Genomic DNA, 13,785 nt, shown 5'->3' with positions numbered 1-13,785 from the left:
GAGCAATGATGATTAACAAGTTACTCGTTGATGAATTTCCGGCAAAAGTTGCACACCGGATTCAAAGTCAACCATGCGGCACATCAGGTAAAACAGGTATGTGGTAGTCAGCCAGTTAGTAAATTCTTGTTTGGAACCGAGGTGTCGTTCTAGATTAATCATGATCCAACCAACCTGCGCCCAAGTTTGGTAACAGGTTGAGCAATCTTGATTATCACCTGTGCAACAACGCCGAGTTGATTTCAGATCGGGATTGTAAGCGCGATAATGGGGGTTATAACGTTTACCATTTTTAATCCGGTTTTGATTAATTTCATGATCTACAGTGAGGCTGGTGCAAACTTCATAACCCCAGGTTTCATCGTAAAGTTGCCGAGTAGTAAACACGTTGCTCATGTACGAAGTCATTAAAATTTTGTCAGGGTAACGCGCGATCGCTTTATTAATCTCACGCCGCACATCTGCAAATCCCAGATTATGATCGTAAACTCCTCCCAAGTCAATGCGATCGCTGTAAAAGTTAAACAAGACGCGATTACCGTTGGCTACGCACTGCTCAACAACGCTAGCGATTTCATGGGCGTTACCCGGTGTGGTAGTGTAATGCCAAATAGCACGCGGATCGTCTTTGTAATTTTTTAAAGCTTTGCTGAAAACATCGAGTTTACCACCCCCTCGGAGTGTTTTGTCAGTTTCGCGATCGCCCCAAAGAGAAATAGCGATCGGCATTGTTTCAAACCCTTCATAAGGGATTTTGATCAGGGCGTTGGTAACAACCATTAATCGAAAATTCTGGTAAAGCTTCTGCAATCGCTCTAGCATCAGGCTGGGTTCTCCCCCAACCACTGTAATAAAATTTGTTCCTCTGCCCTTTTCATGGGCAATAAATGTATCAAATTCGGCTTCATCTTTGGGTGCTTTGAATTGATCCAATTCATCTAAAAAGAAGTAGCATCCCTGACACCGAAGATTGCACGCATGGGTTAAATCAACTGATATCCCTCTAATTTGTTCAGCTTTTCTAATTTGTTTAAAAAGGTGATTTAAAAACGGATCTTCCAAGTATTCAATTAATGAATCTTGGACATCTGACTCGACAACTTGAGTAACCATTTCCACCTGCTTTTATAAAAAGGATTGGGGACTGTCTAAAGAGCAGAAAATCGTCCTTGCTTCAATCCCACGTTTTTAAGCGTGGGTTCCTCCTGCCTCCTGCCTCACTTCGATTCCCTTCTCTACGAGAGGCTGCGCCCGAAGCGTAGCTATGCCGCAGGCTTTACGGCTCCGCTCAGGGCAAGCCGCTCAGTGACCACCTGCCTCCTCCTCCTGCCACCTGCCACCTGCCTCCTGCCTCCTTCACCGATCGCCCTTTTATTGCGTAACTTTAACTTCTTGAGAAGCTTCGTCTTTAAACTTGGCAAACAGTTCCACCAAGTCATTGATTGTCTTAAAGCTAGAAACTTCTGTTCTGGGAATTTTTATTTTGAGTTCTCGCATACAAGCAGAAACAATTTCTACGCCGTCAAGACTGCTGGCTCCATATTCTCCGATTGTTTTCTGCGGATCTATTTCAACATTTTCTAGTCCATCTACGTTGAGCTTGATATGTTTAATTACGACATTTAATACTTGCTCTCGATCCATGATCTCTTGTCTCCTATATTGAAAATCAAAAAACAAAATTTAGGCTAAATAGGCCGCTTCGATATGTGCTAATGTCCCTGGAACCCCAAAACAGATTTTGTGCATTAGGTGTTCGCGGGACAATGCTGCTTGGAGAGCTTGACGCCGGGGTAATGACAAGGTGTCTTTTACCATCTCCAAAACATGTCTGGGTTTTTCAGCGATTCTCCGTGCCATATCCAAGGCTAAAGTCATAACTTCTTCAGTTGGAACTATGTAGTTAAATAAACCTCGTCCCTTGAGTTCTTTGCCTTTGTAGAGCTTGGCGGTGAGGAGCATCTCGCTAGCAAAGTGATGTCCAACCATTGCTGGTAAGACAGATAAGATACCCATTCCAGGAGTAAATCCCAAATCTGTAAAATTAACTCCGTACCGACTGTTTTCGGATGCGATCGCCATATCGCAGTAGAGTGCTAACGCTACCCCACCTCCCACAGCATGACCTTGCAAAGCTGCAATAATTGGTACGGGAAAGCTAAGTAGTTGGTTGGGCAGTGATAAATCTTTGACATCTGCATTGCCACTCACAACTTGTTTGATGGTGTCCAAGCTTGCTCCGGCACAGAAGACATCGGATCGCCCAGTCAAAATCAAGACTTTCAGGCTCGGTTCTGTTGCTAGATGAGTCAGGGTTGTCATTAATTCATCGCACAGTTCTTCGCTCAAACGATTTTCGTTTTCAGGGTCATCGATTTGCAGTTGGAAGATGCCGTCTTCTAGATTGGCGAGCAAAATTTTAGACATGGGTTTTCCCCCTGTACTTTTGAAACCAAGGTGGCGAGAATCCCTCGGTGAAATTTTGAATTCCTTCTAAAACCTCCGGTTGTGCTAACCATGAAACAAGTTGATTAAGGGCAATATTGGTTTGTCGCTGTAAATCTGACCCATAAAGTTGTTCAAAATATTGTTTACTGGCAGCGATCGCTTCGGGAGAAGAACGAAACAGCCGTTGTAATTGTCGGTTCAAGGTGGTAGCCATGCCTTCAGTCGCAACTTCATCTACTAACCCACAGGCCTTGGCTTCTAGGCTGTCAATTCCCCGACTGCTGAGGGTTAAATACTTAAGCTGTGCTATGGTCAGACGACGCAGTAAGAAGGGTGCAATCAGAGCCGGAATCATACCAATGATCACTTCTGGCAACATAAATATTGTGTTCTCGTTGGCAATGACGAGATCGCAAGCCGCAACTAAACCTAGTCCTCCACCTGTAACATTACCTTCAACACAGGCGATTACAGGCAAGTGGGAATGACAAATTAATTGCAGACAATTTATAAAGGCTTGAAACAGTTCGATTTGAGGTCTTCCTCCCTGCTGTAATATCCATTCCAAATCAAGTCCTTTGCAGAAGTCAGTTCCCTCAGCCCGCAGCACGATCGCCCGACAAGATGAATCAGCGATCGCAGCTTGTAAGGCTTGACTAAGTTGATTAATAAAAGATGGATTGAGCGCATTACCTGTTTGGGGCTGCACTAAAGCAATCTGGGCAACTCCTGAATCGATTTTATAGCGGACGGCCTCTACTATTAACTCCATTTATATTGCCTATAGTAATTTTCAACATTGCTTAACACAAGTAAACCTCGGTCTCGATAGCGTTTTTCATAGCATTCATCTAAATAGTTTTCTAAGTTAAAGTCTCGGCGATCGCTATATTTTTCACGGGTCAATTCACTAGCTTCATAATCTGCAACAGATAAACGAAGTCGCTGATTGAGGTGTTCGTCAATGTTGAGCGATCGGACAATTTCAGTTGCAGCCTTTCCAATGGTGGCGCTGTAGAATTCTGCTTGGCAGCCACCACCATAAGCAAACAGGGAAATGCGATCGCCCGGACTCAGATCCTTGGCATAATTCAAAAGACTTAACAAACAAATAAAATTGGAACCCCCATACGAACTACCAATTTGTTGAGCAAAGTGTATACTCTCTGCAACTTTTGATTGAAAACTTAACTTAGCAGCCGCTTTCCCTACCGCCTCAAATCGGTTGAGTATGGTGCGATGTGCCTGAAACGTCATTGCTGGAAAGGGCGCATGATAAATGTGTTTTTTGAAATCAGCATCATAGTCTACAGAACCCACGATTTGCTCGTAGTGACTGAATGCTCCCTCCAAAGCATCTAAATAAGAGTAAAGACTCGTTTCACTTTTGATCACTTCGGTGTTGAAAGTGGGGCGCAGGTAGTCAGAAATCTCTTTTGTCCAGTAACCCGCCTTATCCAGTTCAATTTCGAGAATTTGTGGATTAGTACTAACGAGCATCGCCACTGCACCACCTCCGCAGATAAACTCCTGGTCAGTATTGAGCGTGACGCTGCTGAAATCCGTGTTAATTACCAATGCCTTTTTCCCAGGTCTCGCCCCTGAAGCTACCCACGAAGCGGCCATTTTGAATGCCGCAGTGCCACCGTAACAGGCATGTTTCACCTCGAAGTTACGGCAATTAGGAGACAAATTACAAAACCGATGTACCCAGGTGGACAGGGATTTGCCACAATCAACCGCAGATTCTGTACCAACAATTAGTAGTTCAATGTCTTCTAGGTCTTGAGGTGATAAGAGTTGTTTGGCGGCATTCACCGCCAGAGTAATAGCATCTTCATAGACCGGATAAACCGATCGCGTTTTGCACATTAAACTATCGGCAATGTGCTGGAAGTTTTTACCACGCGCTTCGGCAAGATCGGCAATATCTAGATAGAACTGCCCTGAGTAAAGATTAAGTTTCTCAATTCCTATAGGCATAGAGCGTCAGTTATAAGCTGTGCATTACTATTTAACTTCTAAAATTTACGTAAAAATTCTCTAAAACTCTTATTCCTCCGTGTCCTCTGCGTCCTCTGTGGTTCGATTTTCCCTTACCTCTGCGTAAGCCTTAATTCCAAAAGAATCATTCCAACAGCGTTGGCGCTGGAAAGGATAAGTGGGCAGAGCAACTCGTTGTCTGGGAGAATCTCTATGAAATTCCGACCAATTAATGTTTATACCCTTCTTGTATAAAGTAGCCAGACTGTCGAGCAGCGATCGCCAGTCATCATGCCCCTGTCTTAAAGAAGACAACCAAGCAGCAGTGTTTTTAGGTAGACAGCGCTTACCCATACTTGCCAAAGTATCTGTTGGCCCAATCTCCAGGAAAATATCATACCCTGCCTCTGCTAAGGTCTGGATACCTCGGTCGAAACGCACGGGCGATCGCAGTTGAGAGCGCCAGTAGTTAGCATCTAGTACCCCTGCCTCGAATTCTCCCGAAAGATGAGAGATAAACGGTAGACTTGGGGGATGAAACTGCATTTTCCTCAAAGTCTGCTCAAAGGCATTTTGGATGGGGTCTACTAAGGGTGAGTGAAACGCGTGGGCAACATTCAACTCGCGAGTCATAATGAAATCGGATTCCAGACGGGCGATTGCTGCTGAAACCGCTTGTCTATCGCCCGCAATCACAGTTTGGCTAGGGCCGTTATAGGCAGCAATTGCAACAGCATCTTGGTATGATGCGATCGCCTCCTCCACAATCTCCTTAGCTGCAAACACCGCCACCATTTGCCCTTCTCTGGGCTGCGTTGCCATCAGTCGTCCCGGTTCGGCGCTTAAGTACAGTCCTGCCTCCAAGCTAAATACACCTGTCACGCAAGCAGCTACATACTCTCCGACGCTATGACCCATCACCGCATCTGGTTCAATGCCCCATGACTGCCACAATTTTACTAATGCATACTCTACGGCAAATAGAGCAGGTTGGGCGTAGGCAGTTTCATCTAAAAGATGAGGCGCTGAGTTTCTTTCCCTTTCCCCTTTCCCCTTTTCCCTTTCCCCTAACTTTGGATACAGTACCTCCAGAAGTGGTCGATCCAAATAAGAGCGTAAGATGCGATCGCAATCGTCTAAGGCAGCACGGAAAATAGGTTGGCTGTTGTAAAGTTCCCATCCCATACCAAGGTATTGCGAACCCTGTCCAGCAAACAAAAATGCAATCTTCGGCCTATTCTCCGGCTGTAGCCGTCCTGTTGTCTGTTTGCTAGTGGCGAATGTCTTCAGTTGGCAGATTAAATGAGGTAAATCGCCTGATGAAATAATGGCATGACGATAGTTAAAATGCGATCGACCGATATTAGTTGTGAAACAGATATCAGGAATGGATGGATCTGCATGATTTTCTAAACTATCCGCATAGCAACTTGCTAGTTCCCGTAACGCTGTCTCAGTTTTTGCCGAAAGCGTCAACAGCGATTTGATATGTGAAGCTACTCCCTGCCCCCCTGCCCCTCCGCCCTCCTCTGCTGCTTCCAATACTACATGAGCATTAGTACCGCCAAAGCCAAAGGAATTAACGCCAGCAAACCGAGGCTTGATATCTATCGGACGATCGATTGTAGGAATCAAGAATGGTGTTGACTTGATGTCAATATGGGGATTGATGGTTTTGAAATGGGGATGAGGGGGAATTTCTCCCTGTTGCAAACAGAGGACAGTTTTGATGAATGCGGCAATTCCACCAGCAGCTTCTAGATTGCCAATATTAGTTTTCACAGAACCAAGTCCGCAGGGTTGGTCAAGGGTTCGCCCCTGTCCTAGTACCCCCAAGATTGCTTGTAGCTCAATGGCATCCCCCATTGGAGTACCCGTACCATGTGCCTCAACATAGTCAATTTCATCGGATGCTACTCTCGCATTTGCCAATGCTTGGCGAATCACTGCTTGTTGAGCCAAGCCATTTGGTGCAGTTAGTCCAACACTGCGGCCGTTGTGATTCACCGCGGTTCCCCGCAGTAAGGCTAGAATGCGATCGCCATCTTTGACTGCATCTGAAAGACGCTTCAAGATAACTATCCCACATCCTTCTCCTCGCACGTAGCCATCGGCTGTAGTATCAAAGCTTTTGCAGCGTCCATCAGATGACATCATGCCAGCCTGAGAAAAGGTAATATTCACCTCCGGTAACAACATAATATTCACACCGCCCACCAATGCGAGATTTGACTCTCGATGCCGCAGACTTTGGCAAGCGGTATGAATAGCAACCAGGGACGACGAACAAGCAGTGTCCATTGTGACGCTAGGGCCTCGCACATCCAAAAAGTAGGACAGCCGATTTGCCGCCATACTATTAGCAATACCAGTGCCGGCTCTCGTGGGAATTGCGGTCATGGCTTTGTAATAATCACAAGTGGCAATTCCCATAAACACGCCAGTCTGAGAACCAGCTAATTGTAAGGGGTCGTATCCGGCGTTTTCTAATGCCTCCCAACTTACTTCTAATAGCAGCCGTTGTTGGGGGTCAATACTAGCTGCTTCGCTCGTGGAAATTCCGAAAAAGGCAGGATCGAATTGATTGATGTTTGCTAAAAAGCCACCCCAACGGGTGTTAGTTTTGTCATAACTACTTAGATCGGGATCGTAGTAAGCATCTACATCCCAGCGATCGCTAGGGACTTCGGCGATCGCATCACCACCATTTTTGCACAACAGCCATAACTCCTCTGGAGAGTTAACTCCTCCAGGAAAGCGGCAACCAATACCGATGACTGCAATGGGTTCAGTGGCAGCATGTTCGAGAGTATTTAGCTTTGCTTGTAGGGCCGATAGCTCCAGCAATGCGCTCTGCATCAATTGTCCATAATCTCTGGTTTCTGAAGGACGACTCATAGCAGTTTTCCCTCTCTGATTGATGCTAGTTTTGCAGCCAGCAAATCTGCAATTTCGTCAAGCGATTGGTCGGGTGATGACAATTTCACTCTTTTTTCTTCTAATAATGATTCTTCGAGTAAGGCTTGTTGCTGGAAACTCTCAGAATTAGAGTTAGCCTCCTGGGCTGATGCTTGTGGATCTAAGAGCGACAACACTTGCGTTTCTAGATAATTTGCCAACGCTGCTACCGTCGGATAATCAAATAGTGTGGTTGGGGAAAGCGAACAGCCTAAACTATTTTGCAATTGCTCTTTCAACTCCGTAGCAGTTAATGAATCCATCCCTAATTCAAAGAAACCTTGCTGCAAGCCGATGGACTGGGGTTGCTTTAAGCCTAAAACTTTGGCTACTAGTGAGCGGACATGAGCTACTAATTCCTCCTGTCGCACTCGTGGAGGCTTGGTTAGTAGCGATTGGAGAAATGTTGATTGTGGCGTGTTGATGGTAGCAGCAATGGGCGATGGAAGATGATTGTGGTTAACTGGGTTATTGCTGCTTATGCTCTGAGCCAGGATGACAACCTGTTGGAATGAATCGCCGATCGCTTCGCAATCAGGCGCAAGATGCACAGCCCCTTGAAACCCACAATCAGACAATAATTCCAGCCAGTCAGTCACTGCTAACAAAGGGTAAAATGGTCGCAACTCGTAGTCTGAGAATTTCCACCACCCTGGCGTTAATCCAAAGACCAAATCTAACCAGCGTCGGGGACTTGTTCCCTCCAGCAACACTAACAATCCTCCTGGTGCTAATAGGCTGCGAACGTGACGTAAGGTTTGCTGTAAATCCTCAGTTGCGTGCAGGACATTTGCTGCCACAATGATGTCGTATTGATGGTTAGTAAATCCCTGAGATTGGGGGTCTTGTTCAATGTCTAAGGATTGATAACGGACAAATGGGTAATCCCGGAATTTCTCTTGAGCCTTGGAAGTAAACCATGTTCCTAAGTCTGTGAAGACATATTCAGTTCGATCTGCTGGGAGATGAGGTAGGAGGTAAGCAGTTGTTCCACCAGTTCCGGCTCCAATTTCCAAAATGCTGACTGTAGTAGTGGAAATCGCGGTTGAAATTGCCTTTTGGACTAGCGCGTTCATTACCTTTGCGCCAGGAGAGTCCTGGTAAAGCTGGGTTAATGCTATCAAATCGCCTTGGGGAAATAGCAACTCCAGTGGGCGAGTTTCACCTTGGAGTACTTGAGCCAGGTGCGAACCGCAACGCTCTAGCAGTGTCAGTTCTGCATTTGCTTGGGGATATTGCGATCGCAACTTATGCAGTTGCACTTGTGGCGTGGGTAACTCCAGTATTCGAGTTACTTCCCACTGATTACCAATTCGCTGAAGCATCCCTTCTTCAACCAGCATTTCCAACAGGCGCAAAGCGAGTTTCTGATGTTGCTCAATGACTCCTAGTTTGGTAAGTTGGGGGATGGAATAGCGATCGCCTAGCTGCAAATTCCACCCCATCTGCCGGAATGCCGCCACCACATAAAGGATACTTAGTGATTCCAAATTACTTAGGGCTTCCCCATAGTGTTTGAGACTTAGTTGAACTGTCAATTCAGCCAACTGGGGTACGAGTAAACGCTTGATTTCTGCTGGCGAGCAGAGCGATTCTCTAGCAGTAACGTCACTAGATGCAGTTTCCATCCAGAAACGCGATCGCTCAAAGGGATAATTAGGCAATATGACCCGACGATGTTGAGAGTCATGATGGAAGCTTACCCAATCGATGGATATTCCAGACTCGTACAAAGTTGCCAAACTGGACAACATCTGCTGTGAATTCGATTCCTTTTTGAGGCTGGGAAGCCAGATATTCTCCCTATTGGGTAAGCACTGGCGACCCATTCCCAATAAAATCGGTTGCGGCCCTACTTCCAAATACACTAACGCTCCTAATTCTGCTATAGTTGCCATCCCATCAGCAAACCGGACTGGCTGCATCACATGTTTTACCCAATATTCAGGCGTGGCGATCTCTGCTTTTGCTAGTTGACCTGTGAGATTAGAAATAAAGCGAATATCGGGGTTTGGCGGACAGTAGTTTACTTGCTGGACAATTTGCCCAAACTCCGCCAGCATGGGTTGCATCAATGGCGAATGAAAAGCATGGGAAACCTCAAGTGGTTTTGTCTTCATTCCCTTTGCTTCTAATCTGGCCACAGCCGATGTGATAGATTGAGATCCACCTGAGATGATCAGATGTGCGCCATTCATTGCTGCGATCGCCAAATCTGAATACTCATCAATAATGCTCGATACTTCTTGCGACTGGGCAAAAACCGCTACCATTGCTCCCACAGACGGTAATGCTTGCATCAGTCTTCCCCGTGCGGCAATCAACTTCAGCCCATCTTCCAGACTGAACACTCCTGCTACACAAGCAGCAACATACTCACCGATACTGTGTCCCATCACCACACTCGGTTTGATTCCCCAAGACTGCCATAGCTCAGACAATGCATATTCCAGAGCAAATAAAGCAGGTTGAGTATAAGCAGTTTCGTGAATAGAGGCTTGAGTTGTATTGTCTAACTCACTCGTAGGATATAGAACCTCTAACAGAGACTGGTTCAAGTATGGCTGTAAGATTTCAGCACAGCGTTCTATGGCTTGCCGGAAAACGGGTTGCGTGTTGTAAAGTTCCCGCCCCATACCGATATATTGCGAACCTTGCCCAGTGAACAGGAAAGCAACTCCCTGACAACGATCGCCTATTCTGGAAGGCGGTGAATTATAAATGAACGCTGCGAGTTCCTCGCAAAATTCCTCAGAGGATTCTGCAACCAGAGCTAGCCGATGGTCAAAATGCGATCGCCCCACATTGCTCGTATAACAAATATCCCCCAGAGATACTTCTGAATGAAACTCCACAAACGCCACATACCGCCGAGCTAATTCCCGTAACGCTATTTCACTTTTTGCCGAAAGCGTCAACAGCGATTTGACGTGTGAAACTGCTCCCCCTGCTTCCCCTGCTCCCCCTGCCCCCCTACTCTCTTCCGGCGCTTCCTCCAGAACAACATGGGCATTCGTACCGCCGAAGCCAAAGGAACTTACTCCTGCAAAACGTTGCTCTCCAACACCAGACCACTTCTGAGTCTCGCGGGGAATTGAAAAAGGCGTGTCTTGGATGAAAATCTTCGGATTTAGCTCCTTGAGATGAAGCGTACCGGGAATCTCTTGATGTTGCAAAGCCAGTACAACTTTAATTAACCCTGCAATTCCCGCCGCTGATTCTAAATGACCGATATTAGTCTTCACCGAACCGATCGCACAAGGTTGCTTTGGAGAACGACCTGACATCAACACTGATTGTAAGGAATTAACTTCAATCGGGTCGCCCAAGGCTGTACCTGTCCCGTGAGCCTCAACATAGCTAATCGCTGCGGGTGCGACTCCAGCATTCACAAGCGCCTGATTGATAACGGCTTGTTGGGCAATTCCTCTAGGAGCAGTCAACCCATTGCTGTGACCATCCTGATTGACTGCCGATCCGCGAATCAGCGCCAGGATATTATCCCCATCTTTGATAGCATCAGTAAAACGCTTCAGCACTACGATTCCACAACCTTCTCCCCGGACATAACCATCTGCATCCGCATCAAAGGTTTTACAGCGACCATCTCCTGACATGAATCTTGCTTGGGAGAGGGCGATTGTCATTTGGGGGGTGAGAATTAAATTAACACCACCTGCCAAAGCCAAGTCACATTCCCCTAACCGTAAACTCTGGCAAGCCTGGTGAACTGCAACCAGAGATGAAGAACAGGCAGTATCGACTGCCCAACTGGGGCCGTGCCAATCGAACTGATAGGATAGGCGGTTAGCGGCAATGCTCAGAGCGTTGCCTGTGCTGGCATAGACATCAATATCAGACAACCGATCGAACTGGAATCGAGCATAGTCATTGGTACTGATGCCGATAAATACACCACTGTTGCTTCCTGTCAAGCGATCGCTTGCTAATCCAGCATTTTCTAACGCCTGCCAGCTCACTTCTAATAACAGCCTTTGCTGCGGATCGATCCGCTCGGCTTCACGAGGAGAAATGCAAAAAAACTGGGGGTCGAATTGGTCAACTTGCTCGATAAATCCACCCCAACGAGTACTCATTTTCCCTGGTTGGGCGGGGATGGGGTTGTAGAAAAGATGAGAATCCCAACGATTGGCGGGAATTTGCTCAATGGCACTTTTACCATTTCGTAGTAATTGCCAAAAGGCTTCTGGATTATTAGCTCCGGGAAAGCGGCAGTCAAGACCAATAATCGCGATCGCCTCGACGGATTTAAGATTACGTGTAGGTTCTGGAGATTTTCGCCGTTGGGATAAAGTTTCTGTGAGATAGGCTGATAAAGTTGCGATCGTCGGGTAATCGTAAGCCAAAGTAGGCAACAACTGACAACCTAACCAATCCTCTAAATCTGCCGACAGGCTGACTGCGGCAATAGAATCTAATCCGTAGTAAGCAAACGATTCACCCGAATCTATTGAATGCGGTGCAATATTTTGTCGTTGAGCAATCTTATTTACCAACCAGTTTTGAATTTCCGCCGCTCCCTTGTCTCCTGACTTGCGACTTCTCAATTCTCCCTGCTCCCCTGCTTCCCCTGCTCCCCCTGCCCCCCTGCTCCTCTGCCCCCCTGCTCCCCTGCTCCCCCGCTCCCCTGCCTTCCTCCACTGTCCCACCACATCCAAAGTCCCCGCCAAAAATCCTGCGCGGGTGGCATAGCGCTGAATCTTCCCACTGGAAGTCTTGGGGATACTGACTGGCTTCAACAGCAAGACGGCATAAAGTTCTAACTCGTGCTGTGTTGTGACTGCTTGTCGGATGGAGCCAATTACCTCACTTGCATCAAGCTTCCGCACAGCAGTTCGCTCGACTTCACACACCACAACCAGTTGTTCTTCACCGTCTACCTCGATAGAAAATGCGGCTACTCCCTGCGATCCCAAAGCCGAATGACTATTTGTAACTGTGAGTTCAATGTCTTGAGGATAAAAGTTGTGTCCTCGAATAATAATTAAATCCTTAAGTCGTCCGGTGATAAATAGCTCGTCATTTTGCAAAAAGCCTAAGTCTCCCGTGCGGAGAAACGGCCCTTCCCCTGTATCTGCTAAATAAGCTGCAAATGTATGTTTTGTTTCCTCAGGTTGCTGCCAATAGCCTTGGGCGATACTTGCTCCTGCGACCCAAATTTCGCCAACTTCATCCGGTAAACATCGCGTCAACAATTCAGGATGAACGATCGCTATTTGTGTATCGCCTTGCCTGTGATTGCCACATCCAACCAAAAGCCGCACATTGGGATGGTCTGCTGTTGCTGGCACTACTCGATTTTGTGCCAGCGCGGTTGCCTCAACCTTGCTAATAATTGGCTTGGCTTGTGTTTGCACGGCAGTTACTTTCAGTGTTGCCTCAGCTAGTCCGTAACCCGGACAAAAAGCAGTTGCTTGAAACCCACAACAAGCAAATGCTTTGGCAAACCGTTCTAACGTTTCTGCTTTGACTGGTTCAGCAGCATTTAAAGCCATCTGCCAACGACTGAGATTCAGGCTGGCACGTTGTTCTGGGGTAATTTTACGGATACACAGATCGTAGGCGAAGTTTGGCGCACTAGTATGTGTTGCTTGATAGTGAGAAATAGCTTGGAGCCAGCGAATTGGACGCGCAATAAAGGCTACAGGTGGCATGATGTAACAAGGAAATCCCTTGTACAAGGGTTGGAGTACTCCATAAATCAGCCCCATATCGTGAAAGAATGGAATCCACGTCACCATCACGCTATCAGATGTGTGTTCCCAGCCGCGATCCAGATAGGCTAAATTGTGCAGCAGATTGCTGTGGCTGACCATCACCCCTTTGGGCGTTCCCGTAGAACCGGAGGTGTATTGCAGAAACGCTAAAGTATTTCCATCAATATTAGGTGCTTTCCATTCGTGTGCGATAGCCTCAGAAATCCCATCGCTGGCTAAGAGTTTTAGAGATGCTAGTTCTGGATTGTCTGCAAAGTAGTTCTTAACGATCGGCAATAGTGCTGTTGTTGTCAGGATGGCAGTTGCTTGGGCGTCGGAAACGATCGCACCCAACCTAGCAATCGACTGATTTTGCCGAGGCGGATAAGCAGGAATTGCGATTGTACCAGCATATAAGCAGCCGAAAAAGGCAGCAATAAATTCTAAACCAGGTGGGTAGAGCAGGAGTACGCGATCGCCTGGACTTGCAAATATTTGCAAATAGGTAGCGATCGCTCTTGCCTGTTTATCCAATGCTCCATACGTGAGTCTACTTCCCTCAGATTCACCATCTACCAAAAAGGTATAGCCTAGCGTCTGAGGTTGGTGAATAGCTCTGTAGCGCAATACGTCTACTAGCGTCTCACTAGTATGTTGTTTTTCCATGCATGGCTACTCC

General features: G+C 46.7%; 7 protein-coding genes. All 7 read right to left on the bottom strand.

Going from position 1 to position 13,785, the window contains the following annotated elements:
* Nucleotides 1-12: 12 nt before the first annotated feature.
* Entirely contained in the window at nt 13-1,113 is a 1,101-nt protein-coding gene (locus ACM0OX_RS08940) for a 4Fe-4S cluster-binding domain-containing protein (protein ID WP_414514566.1), read from the bottom strand.
* A gap of 258 nt (nt 1,114-1,371) precedes the next feature.
* A complete protein-coding gene (locus ACM0OX_RS08935) occupies nt 1,372-1,644 on the bottom strand; it encodes a phosphopantetheine-binding protein (RefSeq protein WP_414514565.1) in 273 nt (90 codons plus the stop codon).
* Nucleotides 1,645-1,683: 39 nt separating this feature from the next.
* Nucleotides 1,684-2,427 (bottom strand): polyketide synthase, encoded by a 744-nt coding sequence (locus ACM0OX_RS08930; protein ID WP_414514564.1) that lies wholly within the window; start codon nt 2,425-2,427, stop codon nt 1,684-1,686.
* Nucleotides 2,420-3,220 (bottom strand): enoyl-CoA hydratase/isomerase family protein, encoded by an 801-nt coding sequence (locus tag ACM0OX_RS08925; RefSeq protein WP_414514563.1) that lies wholly within the window; start codon nt 3,218-3,220, stop codon nt 2,420-2,422. Before ACM0OX_RS08925 ends, ACM0OX_RS08930 begins: the two co-directional genes overlap by 8 nt.
* A complete protein-coding gene (locus tag ACM0OX_RS08920; protein ID WP_414514562.1) occupies nt 3,211-4,431 on the bottom strand; it encodes a hydroxymethylglutaryl-CoA synthase family protein in 1,221 nt (406 codons plus the stop codon). The genes ACM0OX_RS08925 and ACM0OX_RS08920 overlap by 10 nt, the downstream gene beginning before the upstream one ends.
* 69 nt (nt 4,432-4,500) lie before the next feature.
* Nucleotides 4,501-7,329 carry a type I polyketide synthase gene (locus ACM0OX_RS08915; RefSeq protein ID WP_414514561.1) on the bottom strand — a complete coding sequence of 943 codons (2,829 nt, stop codon included), beginning with the start codon at nt 7,327-7,329 and terminating at the stop codon, nt 4,501-4,503.
* On the bottom strand, nt 7,326-13,772 hold the full coding sequence (locus ACM0OX_RS08910) for a beta-ketoacyl synthase N-terminal-like domain-containing protein (RefSeq protein ID WP_414514560.1): 6,447 nt from the start codon (nt 13,770-13,772) through the stop codon (nt 7,326-7,328). The genes ACM0OX_RS08915 and ACM0OX_RS08910 overlap by 4 nt, the downstream gene beginning before the upstream one ends.
* Nucleotides 13,773-13,785: the final 13 nt, after the last annotated feature.

The sequence above is a fragment of the Nostoc sp. PCC 9305 genome (genome assembly GCF_963920915.1).
Classification (GTDB): Bacteria; Cyanobacteriota; Cyanobacteriia; order Cyanobacteriales; family Nostocaceae; genus Nostoc.
The sequence above is the reverse complement of the archived record's forward strand: the minus strand, read 5'-3'. Positions and strand labels throughout refer to the sequence as shown.

Bases quoted from the DNA above. Each gene is read 5' to 3' on its own strand.
- ACM0OX_RS08940 (WP_414514566.1), bottom strand. From the start codon at position 1,113: ATGGTTACTCAAGTTGTCGAGTCAGATGTCCAAGATTCATTAATTGAA.
- ACM0OX_RS08925 (WP_414514563.1), bottom strand. From the start codon at position 3,220: ATGGAGTTAATAGTAGAGGCCGTCCGCTATAAAATCGATTCAGGAGTT.
- ACM0OX_RS08930 (WP_414514564.1), bottom strand. From the start codon at position 2,427: ATGTCTAAAATTTTGCTCGCCAATCTAGAAGACGGCATCTTCCAACTG.
- ACM0OX_RS08910 (WP_414514560.1), bottom strand. From the start codon at position 13,772: ATGGAAAAACAACATACTAGTGAGACGCTAGTAGACGTATTGCGCTAC.
- ACM0OX_RS08915 (WP_414514561.1), bottom strand. From the start codon at position 7,329: ATGAGTCGTCCTTCAGAAACCAGAGATTATGGACAATTGATGCAGAGC.
- ACM0OX_RS08920 (WP_414514562.1), bottom strand. From the start codon at position 4,431: ATGCCTATAGGAATTGAGAAACTTAATCTTTACTCAGGGCAGTTCTAT.
- ACM0OX_RS08935 (WP_414514565.1), bottom strand. From the start codon at position 1,644: ATGGATCGAGAGCAAGTATTAAATGTCGTAATTAAACATATCAAGCTC.